Source organism: Peribacillus sp. YIM B13481, from assembly GCF_042787985.1.
Lineage (GTDB): Bacteria > Bacillota > Bacilli > Bacillales > DSM-1321 > Peribacillus > Peribacillus simplex_A.
In genome coordinates this window covers 1-20,265 of the sequence record NZ_JBHZPE010000043.1, presented here as the reverse complement: position 1 = coordinate 20,265, position 20,265 = coordinate 1, and the positions used below count along the sequence as shown (strand labels likewise).

Below are 20,265 nucleotides of genomic sequence, written 5' to 3'. Positions count from 1 at the left end.
TTGCATATCTTACTCGTCCATTTCCGGAAGTGGATCAATCCTCGATGAATCCTCCAAATTCAATCCACTTTTCACAAAATGAATAAACACTCCACCACCTAAACCAAGACAACCAACAAAGCCTAACGTGATAACCCATTCCAGCATTTCATTCCCCCCTTGTTAAATGTATATGAAAAAAAAGGCGATAATTACCTCATAAAAGTACAATCTTTTGGAACGGCCGCACATATATTAGAAGAGAAAGGGGGGATTTTCATGCAGAATAGCTACTTCTTATTCTTTATCGCCATGTTATCAGGTTTTGCTTTCATCCAACTTCCTGTGGCAAACACTATTTTCTCCGGTCTTGAAACATTCCTAGACGTAATCGGAATTGTAATCGTTCTCATTTTCGCCATCACCATTATTTGGAAGGCTGCACAGGCGCTATTTAAAGGATAAACAAACAGAAGGGCCAATCCTTTTCGGAGGAAAGGCCTTTTTTTTTGTGGGATTAAGGTTATAATTCAGCCTAGAGCAGCAGAAATCGTCCAACCGGATAATTCGCCCCACGGAGCGAGATTCGACCTTCGCAATATCATGCATATAAATCTCTATGTTCCAAACACTAAGAAAAAAGAACATGGGGGATATTCAAATGAAAAAAATCGTGATTTTATCCGTTTTTATATGCTTGATATGCTCTTTGGCAAGTCCAGCTTTTGCAGAATCCTATAACTGGGGCTTCAATAAAGGGAAAAATGGGACACCTGCCGATGCTGGTAAAAACTTCAATGAGATGCTGCCTAAATATGAGGCGATTTATAAAGGGGATACAAAGAAAAAAGATATATACTTAACGTTTGATAACGGTTATGAAAATGGGTACACGGCGCAGATTCTAGATGTTCTGAAGAAACATAAGGCTCCTGGGGCTTTTTTCGTCACGGGTCATTATTTAAAAACGGCACCCGAGCTTGTTGTCCGTATGGCGAATGAAGGACATATCGTCGGGAATCATTCTTGGAACCATCCTGATATGACCAGTGTGACGGATGATGTAATTCGCACTGAACTGGAGAGGGTTAAAAAAGCGACGGAAAAATTAACCGGTCAACAGGGGATGAACTACCTTAGGCCCCCGCGTGGTATATTCAATGAGAGAACAATGAAAGTCGCACAAAAAGAAGGATATTACCACATTTTCTGGTCGCTTGCATATAAAGACTGGATTGTTGACCAACAAAAGGGTGCCGCGTTCGCTCACGATGAAGTGCTTAAGCAGATTCATCCCGGGGCGATATTATTACTGCATACCGTATCAAAAGATAATGCGGAAGCACTCGACTCGATTTTGACGGATCTTGAAAAACAGGGATACAAATTCAGTAGCCTTGATGATTTAATGATTGCGAAACAATTGCCAAACCGAATGCTTTATTAAAATAAAAAGCGGGTCCTGTAATGATAATTCAGGTCCCGCTTTTATCCATTCTCTTCAATTTCAAGTAATATTCCTGGAAACATGCTATAATACGTGGAAAACTGCTAAAGGATGGATCGCTTGTGTGGACAGAAAAATTACAGGTTCAAGGACCCTATAATTTCGATCTTGTTCTCGAACGATTATCGTTAGACCCACTTCAGGTAGTTGATTTTACTAACAGGACGGTAAAAGTTCCGCTATATATAGAAAGAGAACCAATCGTTTTGCAGGTTCAGGCAATAGGAAATATCGATGAGCCATCTTTCATCATCAAAGGTCATTCAGAGGTTTACAAGTCAAAAGCAATCGAACGGTTAAAAAAGGTTTTTCATTGGCATCAGCCATTAGAAGGCGTTTCCCGGCATTTCCGGGAATCAGATTTAAGGGAAATCTTCGAAGAGCACCGCGGTGCAGCCATAGTCTTGGACTTCGATTACTACAGTTGCCTCGTCAAATGCATCATACATCAGCAATTGAATTTATCTTTTGCACATACGCTCACGGAACGATTCGTTAAAACATTCGGTTACCAGATAGAAGGTGCCTGGTTTTATCCGACATCGGAAACAACCGCCCAACTTCAAATCGAGCAATTAAGAGCCATTCAATTCAGTGGCCGAAAAGCGGAATACGTCATCGGACTTTCCGAGCAAATCATTCAGGGCCATCTCAATCTTGATATAATGGACAAGTTATCCGATCAAGATGTTATGGATACACTAATAAAAATACGCGGTATCGGTAGATGGACGGCTGAAAACTTCCTGCTTTTTGGACTCGGCCGACCGAATCTGTTTCCCAAAGCCGATATTGGCATTCAAAATGCCTTGAAAAAATTATATGGCTTACCGCAAAAGCCAACCCAAGAAGAAATGGAAACCTATAGTGTGAAATGGGCTCCATATCTAAGCTACGCTTCCCTCTATTTGTGGAGAAGCATTGAAAAACGGAGTGAAAAGAAATGACAAACATTCAAGATACAAAACTAGAAGTGGATCAAACGCTTCCCCTTACCATTAAACGGCTTGGCATTAACGGGGAGGGAGTCGGTTATTTCAAAAAGAAAGTCGTCTTCGTCCCAGGAGCATTACCAGGTGAAGAAATAGTAGCTTTAATAACGAAAGTACAGCCGAACTTTTCTGAAGCAAAAATAAAAACCATCCGGAAAGAATCACCGCACCGCATTGCAGCCCCATGTCCGGTTTATGCTGAATGCGGAGGATGTCAGTTACAGCATTTAAGCTATGACCAGCAGCTTATTGAAAAACGCGATATCGTCATTCAAGCGATGGAACGTCATACGAAATTCCCGATTTCTTTATTAAATATAAAAGAAACAATCGGCATGGAAGATCCTTGGAACTACCGCAACAAAAGTCAGTACCAAGTCGGTCAGAAAGATGGCAAATTGATTGCCGGTCTTTACGGCTTAAACTCCCATAACTTGATCGATATTCCCAACTGTCTTGTACAGCATAAGGCTACTAATAAAGTAACACGTACAGTGAAGAAGATCCTAAAGAACCTGAATATCTCGATCTATAATGAAAGAAAGAGAAAAGGTGTGATCCGTACAGTCATTACAAGAGTTGGCTTTGAAACAGGTGAAGTGCAGGTGGTCTTAGTTACAGGAGCGGAAGAAATTCCACAAAAAGATCAATTGCTTAAACAAATTCGTGACCAACTGCCGGAAGTGAAATCAGTCGTTCAAAATATTAATAACCAAAACACATCACTTATTTTTGGCGAAAAGACGATCCATCTTGCAGGCGAAAAAGTCATCAACGAAACATTGGGTGACCTATCATACGAACTATCGGCCCGTACTTTCTTCCAACTTAATCCGGTCCAAACAGTCCGCATGTATGACGAAGTGAAAAAAGCGGCAGCCCTGACCGGCACTGAAAAAGTCGTAGATGCTTATTGCGGTGTAGGCACTATCGGACTTTGGCTGTCTGAAGATGCAAAAGAGGTTCGCGGAATGGACGTCATCAAAGAATCCATTGAAGACGCCAAGAAAAATGCCATAAGACACAAACGCACCAACATGCATTATGAAACAGGCAAAGCCGAGAATATCCTGCCACGCTGGACCAAAGAAGGCTGGAAACCGGACGTGCTGGTCGTCGATCCACCAAGATCCGGCTGTGACCAATCCTTACTGCAGGCCATCTTGAAAGTTAAACCGAAAACCATAGTGTACGTATCTTGCAATCCGTCTACATTGGCGAAGGACCTTCAAGAATTGAGCGCATTATACGAAGTAGAATCCATGCAGCCTGTGGATATGTTCCCGCAGACGAGCCATGTGGAGTGTGTCTCGCAACTCATTTTAAAAGAAGGCAACTAACCCTATACGGGAGTTGCCTTTTCCTTATTCCATTTGTAGCGGATTAATAAATTTTTTATATTGAATATGAATATCGCCAGGATGTAAGAAGATAGTTTTTCACAAATTATAAATGTCCAAATGTACTTGTGTTTGATAATAAGTTATTAAGCATGATATAAGTGTAAAAGAAGTGGAACATTTGGCTTTATATTTTTTGACCGAGAGTTTGAAGTTGTATCCATAGTGAGAGGATTTGAGTTTGAAATGATAGATAATTTTTGGCGTGATTTACCACGACCATTTTTTGTACTTGCACCAATGGAAGATGTGACAGATGTTGTTTTTCGCCACGTAGTAAGTGAAGCAGGTCGACCGGATGTATTTTTCACAGAGTTTACAAACTCGGATAGCTATTGTCATCCAGAGGGCATGAAAAGTGTGCGTGGCCGTTTGATTTTTACAGAAGATGAACAGCCAATGGTGGCACATATTTGGGGGGACAATCCCGAATATTTCCGTCAAATGAGTATTGGCGTGGCAGAGCTAGGATTTAAAGGCATCGATATTAATATGGGCTGCCCTGTACCGAATGTGGCATCAAGAGGGAAAGGTAGTGGCCTTATTCTGCGTCCAGATGTTGCGGCAGAACTTATTCAAGCAGCAAAAGCGGGCGGACTGCCAGTCAGCGTGAAAACACGACTTGGCTATAATGATGTAAATGAGTGGGAGGAGTGGCTAAAGCATATTTTAAAACAGGAGGTTGCGAACCTTTCTATTCATTTACGTACAAGAAAGGAAATGAGCCAAGTGGATGCGCATTGGGAGCTAATTCCGGAAATCAAAAAATTACGTGACCATATCGCACCAAATACGCTACTAACAATCAATGGAGACATTCCTGACCGTCAAACTGGGCTGCAGCTTGCTGAACAATATGGTATTGATGGCGTTATGATCGGGCGAGGTATTTTTAAAAATCCTTTTGCTTTTGAAAAAGAGCCAAAAAAGCATAGCAGTAAAGAATATCTTGATCTTCTAAGACTGCAGCTTGATCTTCAAGATCAATATGCGGAAGCACTGCCACGTTCAATCACAGGGCTTCATCGCTTTTTCAAAATTTATGTCAAAGGATTCCGTGGAGCTGGTGAATTAAGAAATCAATTAATGAACACGAAATCAACAGATGAAGTGCGTGCATTGCTGGATAACTTTGGAAAAGAATGTTGATGGGGCGGGGACAGTGAAATGATGTAGCTCTCCAAAAGTCAGAGAAAAAATGAATCACATCAACTCATGTGTACTTATTTTATTCAGTTTCAAGTTCCTTTGCAGCCGGCAACTTTTGTTTTGATAAAGTCTGTTTTCTAAGTAATCATGAAACTGAAAAGAAAATAATAGGCAGATTGATCCGGGAATCCGTAAAGGGTTCCAGGATTTTCAGCTGCGTTTATTCCCATCCATTTGTGAAATAATGAAGGTACTGTGAAAAAAGAAAAATATACAGGAGGTTTATGAATGCATAATCATGATATATTAATTCGATTAAGATATGCGCTGGATATAAAAAATAAAGATATGGTAGAGATATTTAAACTCGGGGATATTGAAGTGACAAGAGAAGAAGTCATGCAGATGCTCACAAAGCCGAAAGACGGTTTCTATGATGAATACGACGAAGATGATATGGATGATGAAGGTATAAAATGTAACAATACGATGTTGGAGTCCTTTTTAAATGGCTTGATCATTTTTAAAAGAGGGAAACAAGAACCAAAACCCGGCCAGCCAGAAAACCCGGCACCTACTGCAAAGAATAAGGAAAGCATGAATAATATTCTGCTAAAGAAAATGAAAATCGCGCTGACATTAACAAGCGAGGATATGATTGATATCTTGGAAGAAGCAGGAGTCATGATAACCAAAGGAGAATTAAGCGCCATTTTAAGAAAAGTTGGTCATAGAAATTATAAAGAGTGCGGGGATAAATTCGCCAGGAATTTCTTAAAAGGGTTAGCTTTGAGATATAGGGGATAAGGGTTCAGTAATAGCGGCTATATTAAAAAAATGCACATTATGATAATTTCGCCTTGATTTCGTGAAAATACTTTTCCGATTTCGGGGTCTTTTTCGTTCGTTTAAACATATAAAAAGTGTGGAATCGTATAAAAAATCGAATGTGCCCATAAGGCACCTCCTGCACACTCATGCCGAATTCCTGTATGATTCAATACACTGTTGTATGTCTGTTTTCAAAATAATTGGGTGTCTATTCTATAAGTTGGCTTTATAAAGTTGTGTATAATGTGTGGACAAAAAAAGAGAAGTAGGAATTAATCACATCGCTCATACCTATTAAATCCGTTCACTTGATTTTCCCTTTGGATAATATGGTAGATAATAGATTGTACGTATTTCTCATTTCATCATTAAATGGTAGTTGCCTATTGCATTTCAGCCTCAACCACATAGTTTAATAATAAAAGGTTGAACGAGGTGCAGAAATGGATGATAACAAAAAAGTGATAACCATTTTAGGAAGTGCGGGAGGGGCCGCAAAATCAATACTTTCCATATTGAATAAATCAGTTATTGATAAAAGGGATCCAATCCATCATTTTATTTCCAGTTGTACTTTACATTTAATCGATATTAAACAAAAAGAAGAAAAATATTATCATGAATTATTTCCACAGCTAAAAAATCACTTTGTATTCCATCAACTTGATTTAAAAGATACAAAGAGGTTTACTAAGCATCTTGAAAGCACAAAAACATTTTGTGTAATAGATCTATCACGAGCGGATACGGTTGAAATACTAGATTGCTGTAATGCATTAGGTGTTAATTATGTTAATTCCGCTATAGAAAAAACAACGATTGACGAAAAGGAAGAATTATCTCATGGATTTCCTTTAATTGAACGAATCAGGCATTTTGAAAAGTATAAAGATCAATTTTCAAATTCAACAGCCATCATTGGTTCGGGAATGAATCCAGGGGTGGTTCAATGGATGGCCGTTGAGCTGTTAAAGAAAGATTCAGGAGAACGTCCACTTGGCTGTTATATTGTAGAGCATGACAATTATTTTTTTAAGGACAAGGCGAAGGCAAAAAAGGACGTCATTTACACAACCTGGTCTCCCGAGTGCTTTCTGGACGAGGCTATTTCAAGCTATCCGATGTTTATGAACCACCATACACCGCTCTTTTTATATGAAAATGTTTATGATGTCGAATTTAAAGTCTCTTTAGGGGACAAGCAGTTTTACGGTTGTTTAATGCCTCATGAAGAAGTATATTCTTTGGGCAAATTGTATGATATGGAAGGCGGCTTTTTATATAAGGTAAATGACCATACGACGGAGTTAATCCGCTCAAAACTGGATGATGTTGATCAATTATGGGACCATGAAATGGAGGTTCTCGATCCGCTTGAAGACGAACTTGAAGGGGAAGATCTAGTTGGTGTCCTTATTGTTTATCAAGAAAAGGAGCATTATATGTACAATGTATTAGAGAATGGCGAAATCTTTTCCAAATACAAAACCAATGCAACATACTTTCAAGTGGCCTGCGGTATATATGCTGCCTTATCGGTGCTGCTAATGGATCGAATCCCCAAAGGAGTTTACTATGTGGATGAGTTATTGTTAAAAACCAATAATCATTATGGTCAATATTTGACCTATTATATGACGAATTTTGTAATAGGGGAAAATAAACATTCAGATGGTCCTTTACTTCACAGGATGAAAAGGGTGAACCCATAATGTACATTTGAAGTCGTCATCAATGAAAGGGACTGGCTTCAATTTTTCAATTTAATAAAGTTGTGCACAAGGTGTGGATAAAGGAAGGGGGAAATAGGGGAAATCCTTATTCTTCAGACTTTGCTCCTGATTATGTGCATAACTTTTTTTTTTGATGAACTAAAGGGTCCGTTTAGTCAAAGGATGTATGGACCCTATGTATTGAACACTAGAGCAATGTAAACAGATAAAAGAGGATAATTAATCCGCTAAGTTTACTTGTCTTCATTTTCTTCTTCAACAGATTTTTGGACGATTTCTTTTATTTCTCCTATATCACCTTTTGCATTGATGATTTCAAAGATCTCATTTAAGCCTTCTGAGGTTTTTTCATCTTCTGTTTTCACTATATCCCTCCTTTTTTATGGTTATTTGTTAAAGTCTCCAAAAGCCAGAAGATAAAACATATGTCTCTTTGGAAAATTGATGATATTCTCATTGTATTTCCAGCGATTTGAACGACTTTTTTAGCGGCTTTTATTGTAAAACTACAAAAATTCCGATTTTTTTGTCCACACAATATGGACAACGTTGAAAATTTCTATTATTATAATTGTTATAACTATTAGTATAAAAGGATTTAGGTTACTTCCTTATGTGTTTTTAGAGAGGACACATGTGTTTTTAGAAAAAATGGTCAAATTCAATAAACTTGAAATAGGGGTAAAACATATAAAATTCCTGCATTTATTCCAAACATCAATGAGGGGGTATATTAAATGTCAAGTGAAATATTAAATCGATTTTTGAAAGAAAATTTGGAAGATTTAAAAGATAAAGGACTTTACAACGTTATTGATCCGGTAGAAGGTCCAAACGGCCCGGTAATCACCATTGCGGGCAGAGAATTAATTAATTTATCATCAAATAACTATTTAGGTTTAGCAACAGATCGACGATTGATAGAGGCTTGCATAGAAGCAACGAAAACATATGGAGTCGGAGCCGGTGCCGTTCGTACGATCAACGGAACATTAGATATTCATGTTAAATTAGAAGAAAAGCTTGCAGAATTTAAACATACAGAAGCGGCCATTGCTTATCAATCGGGCTTTAATTGTAATATGGCTGCCATTTCAGGAGTGATGGATAAACATGATGCCATTCTTTCAGATGAACTGAATCATGCATCCATCATTGATGGATGTCGATTATCTAAAGCAAAGATTATTCCATTTATCCATTCCGACATGGACGATTTACGAACAAAAGCGCGTCAAGCAAAAGAGTCCGGATTATTTAACAAAGTCATGATTATTACCGATGGAGTTTTCTCGATGGATGGGGATATTGCCAAGCTTCCTGAAATTGTGGAGATTGCAGAAGAGTTTGATTTAATTACTTATGTTGATGATGCACACGGTTCGGGGGTACTAGGCAATGGTGCAGGAACGGTAAAACATTTCGGGTTATCGGATAGAGTGGATTTCCAAATTGGAACATTATCCAAAGCCATTGGTGTTGTAGGAGGCTATGTAGCAGGAAAGAAAGATTTAATTGATTGGTTAAAAGTGAGAAGCCGTCCATTTTTATTTTCAACGGCTGTCACACCGGGAGCAGTTGCAGCTAGTATAGAAGCCATTGATATTTTGATGACTAGCTCAGATCTTCAAAATAAGCTGTGGGAAAACAGTGATTACTTGAAAAAAGGCCTAAAAGAATTAGGGTTTGATATCGGAGCGAGCGAAACACCGATTACGCCTTGCATTATAGGTGATGAAGCAAAAACGCAGCAATTCTCAAAGAGGCTGAATGAAGAAGGCGTATATGCTAAATCCATCGTATTTCCTACCGTTCCAAAAGGAACAGGAAGAGTGCGGAATATGCCCACTGCTGCTCATACAAAAGAGATGCTGGATCGTGCATTAGCGATTTATGAAAAAGTAGGAAAAGAAATGTCGATCATTTAAGAACATTGCATGCTGTAAAGAGAAAAAGGGGAGGGATTTTTGATGAAAAAGGTCTTAGTAACGGGTGCTTTAGGTCAAATTGGTTCAGAACTGACGCTGAAAATGAGAGAGATCTATGGATCTGACAATATCATTGCAACAGATATTCGAAAAACGGACAGCGATGTTGCCCAATCAGGCCCATTTGAGATTTTAGATGTTACAGATGAAAAAGCGATGTTTAATATGGCAAAAAAACATGAAGTGGATACGATTATACATTTAGCTGCTTTATTGTCAGCAACAGCTGAAAAGAAGCCTCTTTTAGCTTGGCATTTAAACATGGGCGGATTGGTTAATGCTTTGGAATCGGCACGAGAACTCGATTGCCAGTTATTCACACCTAGTTCTATTGGTGCGTTTGGTCCATCGACTCCTAAAGATTGGACACCGCAAGACAGCATTCAACGGCCGAATACGATGTACGGAGTGAATAAGGTATCCGGGGAGTTATTATGTGATTATTACCATCAAAAATTTGGGGTTGATACGAGAGGTCTTCGATTCCCGGGATTGATTTCGTATGTTACACCTCCTGGCGGTGGAACTACCGACTATGCAGTTGAAATTTACTATGAAGCGATTAAAAACAAGCGATATACTTCTTACATTGATAAGGGAACGTATATGGATATGATGTATATGCCTGACGCTTTAGCTGCCATCATTACGCTAATGGAGGCAGATGCTTCAAAATTAAAACATCGGAATTCTTTCAATGTGTCTGCCATGAGCTTTGATCCGGAGCAAATTGCAGCCGAAATTAAAAGGCATATTCCGGAATTTGTCATGAATTATGACGTCGATCCTGTAAGACAATCCATTGCCGATAGCTGGCCAAATACAATAGATTCAACTTGTGCAAAGGAAGAGTGGGGATTTAAGGCGGAATATGATTTGGAGAAAATGACGAATGACATGTTGGTGAAACTGAAATTAAGGTCACTTTTAGTAACCGCATAAATAAACCTGCTTGCCGAATAAAAGAGTTGTAATACTCTTTTATTCGAGTTTCTTTATTCAGATGAATTTTAAACGTTTAAAGGATGCACTTTCAATAACCAATGAAAAGTAAGCGCTTTCTATAAGGCGTAATTGAACAACCTCGTATTAATTATTCGGAAATAGGTTGATTAGGATAAAGCTATGCTTCTAAGTTCATATGATACTTAATAACTAGAAATTCATGTTTACAAGAACCTTTCTAACTGTCAGGAATGCTTAAATTAAAAGTGAAGAATGATTTTAAGAGGCAGCTTTAAGATAGATTTAAAAGAGTGGGAGCCTGCTATATCATTTCTATACTAAATAGGGAGAGCATTAAGCATCTTGCATCAAATTTCGACTATTAATAGTGTGGGGGGAAATGGAATGGCAAACAAAGATTTGAATAGGGACTTGAAAGGCCGTCATATTCAGATGATCGCTTTGGGCGGTACGATTGGTGTTGGTCTTTTCATGGGTTCAGCCAGCACAATCCAATGGACAGGTCCGTCTGTAATGTTAGCTTATGCAATCTCAGGGATTTTTATATTTTTGATTATGCGTGCTATGGGGGAAATGCTGTATTTAGAGCCAAGTACAGGTTCATTTGCAACATTTGGTTATAAGTACATTCATCCATTGGCAGGGTATATGACAGCTTGGAGTAACTGGTTCCAGTGGGTTATCGTCGGGATGGCAGAAATTATTGCAGTTGGAACGTACATGCAGTATTGGTACCCGGATCTCCCTGCTTGGATTCCAGGCTTAATCGCAATGGTTATTCTTGGGGCAGCAAACTTAATTTCCGTTAAGTCCTTTGGTGAAATTGAATTTTGGTTTGCACTGATAAAAATCGTAACGATTATATTAATGATCGTTGCAGGATTTGGACTTATTTTCTTTGGCATCGGTAACGGGGGAGAAGCATTAGGGTTATCAAATCTTTGGGAACATGGTGGTTTATTTACAGGTGGTTGGAAGGGTTTCTTCTTTGCATTATCACTAGTTGTTGCTGCTTATCAAGGTGTAGAACTAATAGGGATTACAGCTGGTGAAGCAAAAGATCCGCAAAAAACGATAACTAAAGCGATTCAAAGTACCATTTGGCGTATTTTAATTTTCTATATCGGTGCGATTTTCATTATTGTAACCGTTTACCCTTGGGATCAATTAAGTGCGATTGGCAGTCCATTTGTTGCTACTTTTGCGAAAGTTGGTATCACGGCAGCAGCTGGAATCATTAATTTTGTCGTAATCACGGCTGCTATGTCTGGCTGCAATAGTGGTATTTACAGTGCAGGACGTATGCTTTACACATTAGGGATGAATGGCCAAGCGCCAAAATTCTTTGCGAAAGTATCTAATAGCGGTGTCCCTTTATTCGGAACGTTCGGCGTGATAGTCGGGTTAGCAATTGGGGTTGTTTTAAGTTATATTGCACCAGAAAATTTATTTGTGCATGTATACAGTGCGAGCGTACTTCCTGGTATGATTCCGTGGTTTGTCATTCTGATCAGTCAAATTCAATTCAGAAAAGTAAAAAAAGCTGAAATGGATAATCATCCATTCAAAATGCCTTTTGCACCTGTTACAAACTACCTGACCATCGCTTTCTTGATTATGGTATTAATAGGTATGTGGTTTAATGATGACACACGTATATCACTTATGGTTGGAATAGGTTTTCTGGCTATCGTTGTAATTAGTTATTTCGCTTTTGGAATAGGCAAGCGTGTACAAGCCGATGTTCAGACAGATCCTCAGACAGAAGATAAAGTGATTAATTTATAATTCACTTTGGATATTTCTAAGTGAGACGATTGTTTTTCATGCATTTTTAATGATCGAAGATAAGAAAATCTAAATAGTCTGATGCTTAACTCAAAATAAGGGCTGCTGCTGCAGCCCTTTTCTAATGCATTATAGGGGCAGGCTAATTACATTAGAAAGTGAGAAGCACATTAGACACATTATGTAGCATATTAAGTAGGTTGTTATTTTTGCTCTGTTCTTTTATATTTATGGAGCAAACCATTTATGAACAACTATTCGATATTCATTTTTTAATATTCTAGTTTTACCGGATAATAGGTCTTGGTAAACCGTTGATTGATTGCAATCGATATACTAGCTTTATCGATATACTTATTGTCAGCTTGGATGGTCCTTTTCGATTTTTAAATATGATTTTACTTTTACGATGGCCAATGTTTAGTTACTTATTTATAGTTTTTTGACTAGTGAAATAGTATCCTAGTTCAATTAACTGGTGTGCCGGCTTAAAATCTGAGCGGGTCTTAAGGCAACTTTTTCTTTCTTCATAAGTGAGTTTAGTTGCATTACATAACATCATGAACGTGGCGAATACATATCCACTAATACTTAGCGTGATATACCTATGATGTTAGTAGTTTTAAGTATTCCATTGAAAAGTTGGCAGAAGATAGAAGGCAAAAAAGTGAGAAAAGGAGACAGAAAAAATGACAACTTCAAAGAAAATTTTAAGGACTTGCAACAAAGGACACAAATACTATAAATCCACCGACTGTCCGATCTGCCCTATTTGTGAGCAAGAACGGAAACCTGACAATGGATTTCTTTCACTGCTCTCGGCACCAGCCAGACGGGCATTGGAAAACAATGGGGTAACTTCATTGCAACAGCTATCAACATATAGTGAAAAAGAGATTTTGAAATTTCACGGTATGGGACCAGCTTCTTTGCCTAAACTTAGGACTGCTTTGCAGACAAATGGGTTATCATTCAAAAATTAACCACCAAGAAAGGAATGCATTTTATGTCTCCTAGAGCATATTTCATTCAATTTCTTTCGCAAGTCACAGGGGGATTTACGTCAATAAGGGATTAGGAATCGATTATTCCTGAATTTTTATGGGCACCATCCTTGTTAAACTGAAAGTAACTCTAAAAAGTGAGGTAACGAAAAGCATGAGTTCCTATACTCCCTATTTTGAATTCAATAGAAAAAAGTGGGCATCTTTACGAAACCATACTCCCCTTCCTTTAAATGAAGAAGAATTGGATGACTTAAAAGGAATAAATGAAGAAATATCTATTCAGGAAGTAGAAGAGATTTATTTGCCCTTGACTCGTTTAATTAATTTATATGTCGAAGCTTCTCAGCAACTTAACACTGCTACTTCTTCATTTCTAAAAACAAATGCTAAAAAAGTACCCTATATCATTGGAATTGCAGGGAGTGTTGCTGTAGGAAAGAGTACGACAGCAAGGTTACTTCAGACATTATTATCTAGATGGGATAATCATAGAAACGTAGGCCTGGTCACAACAGATGGTTTTTTGTATTCAAATGCCTCTTTAGAAGAAAAAGGATTGATGAAAAGAAAAGGGTTTCCTGAAAGTTATGATACTCAAAAATTAATTAATCTTATCGGTGATGTAAAAGCAGGGAAAAATAAAGTGGAAGTTCCAATTTACTCACATTTAACGTACGATATTTTGTCAAATGAAGTACAAACTATCTGTAATCCAGATATTTTAATAGTGGAAGGTGTTAATGTTCTTCAAGTTGACAAAGAAAATCAAGTATTCGTCAGTGACTTTTTTGATTTTTCACTCTATGTTGATGCAAACGTAGTTGACATAGAAAGGTGGTATGTTGAAAGGTTTCTTCTACTTCAAAAGACTGCATTTCAACGTCCCGAATCATATTTTCATCGCTATACTAACTTGTCTAAAGAAAATGCTATTGAACAAGCGACTCAAATTTGGGAAGAAATCAATTTGAAAAATTTACATGAAAATATACTACCGACAAAAGGACGGGCCAATCTAGTTTTAAAAAAAGGATCAGATCATAAAGTTGAAAATATCTATTTACGAAAATGATATGGCTATTAATAACGGATTAAGAATGAGGTAAGACTTTAATACTTTTAAATATAACCAATCTATTTCCAAATTGTATAAAAGGAAGCAGGGAGGTTTTGTTCAGTAAGTTTATTTGAATTATGAATTTCTTACTATGAGCTTAGAATGATATAGATCCACAATTTCTTTATATTATTTACTTTGAACTAAACCTAGGTTCTGTATTTGTTTTGAAGTCAAGGAGGGTGATGGAACAATGTCGAAATCTGTAAAGTTGTATCATTTAAGCAAAAAAGTACATAAATGGTCAGGATTAATTTTATCTGTTTTTTTTATGTTCATAGCAGTCACAGGCCTCTTGCTTGTTTATATGATACCACTGGGAGTGGCTGATGAGTTAAGGACGGGAAAAGAGGCGAGTCCAAGTCAATCGATACCTATGGACAGGGTCGTGTCTATTGCTACGTCTCAGGGGCTTCCAAATGTAGACTCGGTTGAAGATATATTTAGAATTGAATATAGACCAAGTGCAAATGTTTACCAGGTTCGCTTTAACAATAGTCAAGGTGTTCAAATCGATGCGAGTACGGGAAAAGTATTATCTACAAACCCGGATTACTCAACTTTCCTCATTACTTTGCATGATGGATCCTTCTTTGGTAATTGGTATAGATACAGTATCCTTACAATAACAGGTATATCTTTAATACTGCTGTCATTTTCAGGGTATTATATGTTTGGCTTTCCCCTTTATAAGCGTCGAATGGCGAAAAAAAAAGCAAGAGATTTGGAGGTTTAATCGTATGAAAAAGCTTTTCCATTCAATCTAACCATTCCTACTCACCTAGCTTTTAGTAGGAATTGGAGCATATCATGCTGTAAGAGTAACTGGCAATATTTTAGAAGATGGAAAAGCCTACAATACAATTTCGGTTCAAACCATACGTATTGGGGGCACGATCAAATCAATCGTAACTGGAAACTCAGAAATTAAATGGGTGTTTTCTGAAATGTAAATGCGCCAAAACACTTCCAGGCCGGAAGTGTTTTGGTTCCATATATTAATATTCATTGAATAGGGATAGTTCAGAAAAAGACCACAAATAAAAGGTGAATTAAGTTAACACTCAATCAAATCTCTGACTGTAGGCTCACCTTTAAATTTCCACGCTTCATCTGCACAAAATGCTACACCGTAGCCTGTTACAGCATCGTTTAAAAGGAAGCAATCTATTTTTGTAGCTAACATAGCATTAAAGTCTTTTATACCTTTATGAACAATTAAATCTTCCTTCATAGATTTAGTTAAAGGTATTCCAATGTTGAATTCATCAAATACTCTTAGTACTTCCTCATACTTCGTACCTAAATCACTACCTAATGATACTCCTACATCTATATATGGCATCATCGCAATCAGAAACCTTCTTAGCACTTCATACGCATCCGGGGCTTTATAATCGTAAGAAATTCCTGCTTTACACCCTCCGGTGGTTACACTTTCAGAAGCGTTATATTTATAGGCCATTGCCTCTGCTAATCGCTCTACTTCTTCTCTTGTCACTGTTGGATGCATCCTTGTGCCTCTCCTGCGTACCCTTTAACAAAGTTATGCACCACTAACCAACTCTTTGCCTCTGTTTCACAATCATTCCACTCTATGACTAAGTAAGGTTTTTTCATAATTTATAGCCCCCTATAATTTAGTTAAGGTGTATTTCAAGAACCTCTTTTAGTTTGGTATTATCAGTAAGTCCAATTTTAAGAGATTCGTGCACAGCACCCAAAACTGAACCTATTCTCATACTCTACTTTTGGGTGTTGTTACCTCTCCATGGTCTTCCTTCAGTATTATCTTAACTTTAATACTTTTCCCGTAACGTATAAAGTAATAAAGATAACAAGCCCCCATGAAGCCTAAGCCAACTACCAGGGAAGAACGCTGTGCCGGATCAAGTGCCATAAACAGTATAGAAATTCCACATAAAACAAGACACAGAATGGGTATTAGCGGAAATAGGGGAACTTTGTACTTTAACTCCTTCACACCTCCACCAGTTTTAATAAATTGCCTCCTGAAATTGTATTGAGATAGGGCGATGGTCATCCAACTGATTGTACCTTCTAGACCATTTACAGAAAGCAGGACGACAAAAATGGTTTCTACTGAAACTACACTTGTAAGTAAAGATACTAGGGAAAAAAGCAGACTAAATAATACTGCATTAAATGGGACACCTCGAGAATTTAACTTCCCGAATACTGAAGGTGCCATACCATTTTGCGAAAGTGACCAAAGCATACGAGAACAAACATATAATCCGGAATTCCCTACAGAAAGCAACGCCGTTAAAATGACGAGGTTCATAATATCAGCTGCAAAAGGAATACCTACGCTGTCAAAAACTGCAATAAATGGACTTTGTACTACTCCTGCTTTCCTCCATGGAATCAATGCTGCTAAAACCACGATTATTAGATGTTGTCTAACAATTGGGGTGCAGTTCACTCCGGCAGCTCTTTTTCTTATGGAGCTAACGGAGAAGTTAGGTACAAACAAATCAGGGTTCGGGAATGATGTTTTTTCTTGGTCACCTAGTTAGGAACCTTTAAATCTTCCACTAACGTGACCAGGATAGTTTAGGGGAAAATGGTATAATTTATAATGTAATTTAATTGAAAGGAGGTCGTTTCATATGCCAACCTGTCAGCACTGTGGCTATAAATGGGGCTGGATAGAGACTTTTTTTAAAATGTTTACCTTTAAAAACAAGTTAAGTTGTCCATCCTGTGATTCATCCCAATACGTTTCCAAGAAATCAAGAAACCAATTAAGCTTATTTTCATTTATACCTTTACTGATTTTACCATCAATATCATTTGGGGTACCTAAAGGTTATGTCTTAGCTTTTGAAATAGTTGCTTATGCTTTGGTTCTTATTTTGATGCCATTTATATATAAGCTAAGTAACAAGGATGAACCGATGTGGTAGTCTTTCCAGTAACGGATGCTTTAGCTTAAGATGGGAACTGTCTTTAAGGCAGTTCTTTCTGTTTGCAACGATCGAGGCAGCTTAGTTCATGAGAAACTAACTTTTTGAAGTTTTAGAAAATGGTATAATATGTGAAAAGTAAATAACAAGGAGAAATACTAATGAGCCTTTGTTTTATTGGGGGAGGAAACCCTTCAGCTGGGGAACTTGATGATGTAATGAATTATTTATCAAATCACGTTGAAGCAGGTAATAAAACCTTAATAATTCCTTTCGCTACGGAGGATTCAAAAATTGATAGATGGTTTAATTCTGCAAAGAAATCATTTGGGGATATAGGAATAGAGCATATTAAACTACTAGACTATCGACTCACAAATCAAGAAATGCAAAATGAAATAAAAGACCATAATGTTCTTTATTTTACTGGCGGAAGACCAGAGAAGTTAATGGAAAGTTTGATTGCAAAAGAATTGATACAAGCTATTAAAGGTTTCTCGGGCTTAATGGTGGGTGTTAGTGCTGGGGCGTTAGTTTTTTGTAGAGATTGTATCATCACAAAAGATGAAGATTATCCCGAAACACAAGTAATAAAAGGTTTAGAGTTAGTAGATTTTAGTGTAGAAGTTCACTATGACGGAGCCCTTGATGAAGAATTATTCCCTTTATCATACAATAGGGATATATACGCTATTCCAAATGGTAGTGCAATATATTGGGATAAACAAGTAATTACACCTATTCACAATGTGACGCTTTTTAGAAAAAGAAATAAACAAATTTTTGGTGAAGATTAGACTAACGGGTGCGATAGCTTTAGATCAGAGCTGTCTTTAAGGCAGCCTTCTTTATGCAACTATCGGGGCAGGTTAGAGAAAGAAGGAAATTTGACATACAGGAACAAATGTTCTATTCTGGTATATCCAGTAATAAATAATTCATTGAATGGATTTAGGAGGAATTATATATGTATTTAACGATTTCAGATTTTATCAAAGAATGGAATAAGGAATCTATGCTAACTCAAAACGTTTTGGATGGTTTGACAGATGATTCATTAGAACAATTAGTTTATCCAAAAGGTCGTACTTTAGGAAGAATTGCGTGGCATTTAACAACAAGTATTCCAGAATACTTAGCTAATTTCGGGTTAAAAATCAATGTGGTAGAAAATGCAGAAAACGCCCCAACTTCAGCAAAAGAAATTGCTGAGACATTTAGAAATGTAAGTTCATATTCAGCAAAAATGATTGAAGAACAATGGAAGGATGAAACTCTAAAACAAGTGCAAAATGCATTTGGGAGAGAAGAAACAAATGCTATGATTATTATGGGACTAATCAAACACATCGTTCATCATCGCGGACAAGTTACAGTTCTTATGCGTCAAGCAGGAATAAAACCTTTTGGGGTTTATGGACCACCAAAAGAAGATTGGATTCATTTAGGTGTGGAAAATCCACCACTATAATAACATTGTGCTAACAGGTGCTTTACTTCAATTAAAAGAAGCTGAGATCAGCTTCCTTTTTGTTATGCAGTTAAAGGGGCAGCATTCCTGTAATGAATAAAGTTAATACTGTAAAATCGACAAAGTTTGTGAAACATATACTTAAACTATCGGGTGCGTTAGTTGAAGGTCGGGGCTGTCTTTAAGACAGCTTTTTCCTTATGGAACTAAAGGGGTAGGATAGTTGAATAATGAATTGGATAATTATGCCAATATCAAACTTAAGTTAGGTGGCGATAATGTGGATGACAAATTAATGGAAATTCCCTTTCCAGAACTTATCTCAAAATTAGCGGTAGCACCTTTATATATTTTTATGGTAATAATGGCTATTTTAAATGTAATACTAAATAGAAAAAATAAAGGATGTTTTAATTTTTTCTTGATAATGGCTTCTTGGGTATACATTTGTATATATTTATTAGCACTGTATTTCTTTTTCTTTGGAAAATAATTTGTTATAGAACTAACGGGTGCTTTAGTTCATTGACAGGGGTTGCTGCGGCAGCCTTTTTCTTATGGCACTAACGGGGCAGGATAGTTCAACAAGCATGGTACTCGTACTGTGCTGTATTAAAGATAAACACTACTTAATAACTCATATCTTCAATGCTTCAGGGCATCTTATTTAATAATAAGAAAGGGCGTGATTGTTATGAGGTTATTAAGATTATTTGTCCTATGTATTCCTTTTTACTTCACATTCACTGGAACAACTTACGCAAGTAATGACAGTAAAGAGTTTGAAAAGTCGCTTTCTGAAATTGGTTATACTTCAGTACATCAAGCTTTACAAGATAGTAATAAGCATTTTAATCATACTATTTCTTTGCCTATTCAATTACCTCCAGTACCGTTCACTCATAATTACGGCAGATTTAATAACCTTGAAGGTAATATCAATGATGGCTTTGAGGCAGAATACTTTAATAAAGACCTATCTGAAAACCACTATGCAATTCGGGTTAGACCGGTTGAAAATAAAATTAAATTTAAAAAAGATAATATTGACCAAACTTTTAAATTAAATGATGGTAATACTGCCATATATAGTAGCAAGGCTTCTGGAGTGGTTAACCTTTTAATTTTCGAAAAAGATGGATGGCAATATATGTTAAGTGTTGATAAGAGAATTTCTAATAAAGTAACATCGGAAATATTGGTAGAAATCGCAAATTCCATAAAATAAATTACCACAGATTATGGGTCAACCCTACAATAATCCTTAATGAACTAACGGGTGCTTTAGCTGAAGATCGGAGCTGTCTTTAAGGCAGCTCTGTTCTTATGGAACTAAAGGGGCAGTTTAGTTAAAGAAGAAAATGTTATAAAATAGAGAGTTGAAAGGTGATGAGGATAGTAAGTAAT

At 37.1% G+C, this 20,265-nt stretch carries 23 protein-coding genes; 18 read left to right on the top strand and 5 right to left on the bottom strand.

Annotation, left to right across the window (positions count from 1 at the left end; all coding sequences use genetic code 11):
• Nucleotides 1-9: 9 nt before the first annotated feature.
• Complete coding sequence (locus ACFX4X_RS19715) at nt 10-147, bottom strand: hypothetical protein (protein ID WP_176431897.1); 138 nt, start codon at nt 145-147, stop codon at nt 10-12.
• A gap of 111 nt (nt 148-258) precedes the next feature.
• Here ACFX4X_RS19715 and ACFX4X_RS19710 point away from each other — a divergent pair, with 111 nt between their 5' ends.
• From ACFX4X_RS19710 to ACFX4X_RS19680, 7 genes are all read left to right on the top strand, one after another.
• Complete coding sequence (locus ACFX4X_RS19710; RefSeq protein ID WP_089362623.1) at nt 259-444, top strand: hypothetical protein; 186 nt, start codon at nt 259-261, stop codon at nt 442-444.
• A 196-nt stretch (nt 445-640) separates the two neighbouring features.
• On the top strand, nt 641-1,426 hold the full coding sequence (gene pdaA / locus ACFX4X_RS19705) for a delta-lactam-biosynthetic de-N-acetylase (protein ID WP_284471872.1): 786 nt from the start codon (nt 641-643) through the stop codon (nt 1,424-1,426).
• A 122-nt stretch (nt 1,427-1,548) separates the two neighbouring features.
• Complete coding sequence (locus ACFX4X_RS19700; protein WP_377385641.1) at nt 1,549-2,433, top strand: DNA-3-methyladenine glycosylase family protein; 885 nt, start codon at nt 1,549-1,551, stop codon at nt 2,431-2,433.
• Entirely contained in the window at nt 2,430-3,818 is a 1,389-nt protein-coding gene (gene rlmD, locus ACFX4X_RS19695) for a 23S rRNA (uracil(1939)-C(5))-methyltransferase RlmD (protein WP_377385638.1), read from the top strand. The genes ACFX4X_RS19700 and rlmD overlap by 4 nt, the downstream gene beginning before the upstream one ends.
• 246 nt (nt 3,819-4,064) lie before the next feature.
• Entirely contained in the window at nt 4,065-5,027 is a 963-nt protein-coding gene (locus ACFX4X_RS19690; RefSeq protein WP_377385635.1) for a tRNA dihydrouridine synthase, read from the top strand.
• A gap of 288 nt (nt 5,028-5,315) precedes the next feature.
• The gene (locus tag ACFX4X_RS19685) at nt 5,316-5,834 is read left to right on the top strand and encodes a YehS family protein (protein WP_089362628.1); all 519 of its coding nucleotides are present in this window, start codon (nt 5,316-5,318) and stop codon (nt 5,832-5,834) included.
• 467 nt (nt 5,835-6,301) lie between these two features.
• On the top strand, nt 6,302-7,570 hold the full coding sequence (locus tag ACFX4X_RS19680) for an S-adenosylmethionine decarboxylase related protein (RefSeq protein ID WP_317777278.1): 1,269 nt from the start codon (nt 6,302-6,304) through the stop codon (nt 7,568-7,570).
• Nucleotides 7,571-7,824: 254 nt separating this feature from the next.
• Here the strand turns inward: ACFX4X_RS19680 and ACFX4X_RS19675 are convergent, their stop codons facing one another.
• Entirely contained in the window at nt 7,825-7,956 is a 132-nt protein-coding gene (locus ACFX4X_RS19675; RefSeq protein ID WP_286140827.1) for a hypothetical protein, read from the bottom strand.
• Nucleotides 7,957-8,328: 372 nt separating this feature from the next.
• Here ACFX4X_RS19675 and ACFX4X_RS19670 point away from each other — a divergent pair, with 372 nt between their 5' ends.
• The 6 genes from ACFX4X_RS19670 (at nt 8,329) to ACFX4X_RS19645 (ending at nt 15,193) form a co-directional block, all read left to right on the top strand.
• Nucleotides 8,329-9,519: a glycine C-acetyltransferase gene (locus ACFX4X_RS19670; protein ID WP_284471867.1), complete on the top strand. Its 1,191-nt coding sequence runs from the start codon at nt 8,329-8,331 to the stop codon at nt 9,517-9,519.
• 42 nt (nt 9,520-9,561) lie between these two features.
• Nucleotides 9,562-10,521 carry an L-threonine 3-dehydrogenase gene (locus ACFX4X_RS19665; protein ID WP_377385630.1) on the top strand — a complete coding sequence of 320 codons (960 nt, stop codon included), beginning with the start codon at nt 9,562-9,564 and terminating at the stop codon, nt 10,519-10,521.
• A gap of 408 nt (nt 10,522-10,929) precedes the next feature.
• Nucleotides 10,930-12,333 (top strand): amino acid permease, encoded by a 1,404-nt coding sequence (locus tag ACFX4X_RS19660; protein ID WP_317777280.1) that lies wholly within the window; start codon nt 10,930-10,932, stop codon nt 12,331-12,333.
• A 689-nt stretch (nt 12,334-13,022) separates the two neighbouring features.
• Nucleotides 13,023-13,316, top strand: coding sequence for an RNA polymerase alpha subunit C-terminal domain-containing protein (locus ACFX4X_RS19655; RefSeq protein ID WP_284471864.1), 294 nt, complete (start codon nt 13,023-13,025; stop codon nt 13,314-13,316).
• A 175-nt stretch (nt 13,317-13,491) separates the two neighbouring features.
• Nucleotides 13,492-14,412, top strand: a complete 921-nt coding sequence (gene coaA, locus ACFX4X_RS19650) for a type I pantothenate kinase (protein WP_061465949.1) — start codon at nt 13,492-13,494, stop codon at nt 14,410-14,412.
• 238 nt (nt 14,413-14,650) lie between these two features.
• On the top strand, nt 14,651-15,193 hold the full coding sequence (locus ACFX4X_RS19645) for a PepSY-associated TM helix domain-containing protein (protein ID WP_284471863.1): 543 nt from the start codon (nt 14,651-14,653) through the stop codon (nt 15,191-15,193).
• Between the two features lie 321 nt (nt 15,194-15,514).
• Here the strand turns inward: ACFX4X_RS19645 and ACFX4X_RS19640 are convergent, their stop codons facing one another.
• The 3 genes from ACFX4X_RS19640 to ACFX4X_RS19630 all read right to left on the bottom strand — a co-directional run bounded on the left by ACFX4X_RS19640 (nt 15,515) and on the right by ACFX4X_RS19630 (nt 16,903).
• Complete coding sequence (locus tag ACFX4X_RS19640) at nt 15,515-15,970, bottom strand: Glu/Leu/Phe/Val dehydrogenase dimerization domain-containing protein (protein ID WP_377385625.1); 456 nt, start codon at nt 15,968-15,970, stop codon at nt 15,515-15,517.
• Nucleotides 15,955-16,077: a hypothetical protein gene (locus tag ACFX4X_RS19635; protein ID WP_377385622.1), complete on the bottom strand. Its 123-nt coding sequence runs from the start codon at nt 16,075-16,077 to the stop codon at nt 15,955-15,957. Before ACFX4X_RS19635 ends, ACFX4X_RS19640 begins: the two co-directional genes overlap by 16 nt.
• A gap of 118 nt (nt 16,078-16,195) precedes the next feature.
• Nucleotides 16,196-16,903 (bottom strand): amino acid permease, encoded by a 708-nt coding sequence (locus ACFX4X_RS19630; RefSeq protein ID WP_377385619.1) that lies wholly within the window; start codon nt 16,901-16,903, stop codon nt 16,196-16,198.
• 187 nt (nt 16,904-17,090) lie between these two features.
• Between ACFX4X_RS19630 and ACFX4X_RS19625 the strand changes: the two genes are divergently transcribed.
• From ACFX4X_RS19625 to ACFX4X_RS19605, 5 genes are all read left to right on the top strand, one after another.
• Nucleotides 17,091-17,387: a TIGR04104 family putative zinc finger protein gene (locus ACFX4X_RS19625; protein WP_377385616.1), complete on the top strand. Its 297-nt coding sequence runs from the start codon at nt 17,091-17,093 to the stop codon at nt 17,385-17,387.
• 161 nt (nt 17,388-17,548) lie between these two features.
• Complete coding sequence (locus ACFX4X_RS19620) at nt 17,549-18,184, top strand: Type 1 glutamine amidotransferase-like domain-containing protein (RefSeq protein ID WP_377385613.1); 636 nt, start codon at nt 17,549-17,551, stop codon at nt 18,182-18,184.
• 170 nt (nt 18,185-18,354) lie between these two features.
• On the top strand, nt 18,355-18,858 hold the full coding sequence (locus ACFX4X_RS19615) for a DinB family protein (protein WP_089364564.1): 504 nt from the start codon (nt 18,355-18,357) through the stop codon (nt 18,856-18,858).
• Nucleotides 18,859-19,081: 223 nt separating this feature from the next.
• Nucleotides 19,082-19,351 carry a hypothetical protein gene (locus tag ACFX4X_RS19610; RefSeq protein WP_377385610.1) on the top strand — a complete coding sequence of 90 codons (270 nt, stop codon included), beginning with the start codon at nt 19,082-19,084 and terminating at the stop codon, nt 19,349-19,351.
• Between the two features lie 201 nt (nt 19,352-19,552).
• Entirely contained in the window at nt 19,553-20,086 is a 534-nt protein-coding gene (locus ACFX4X_RS19605; RefSeq protein WP_377385607.1) for a hypothetical protein, read from the top strand.
• Nucleotides 20,087-20,265 lie beyond the last annotated feature (179 nt).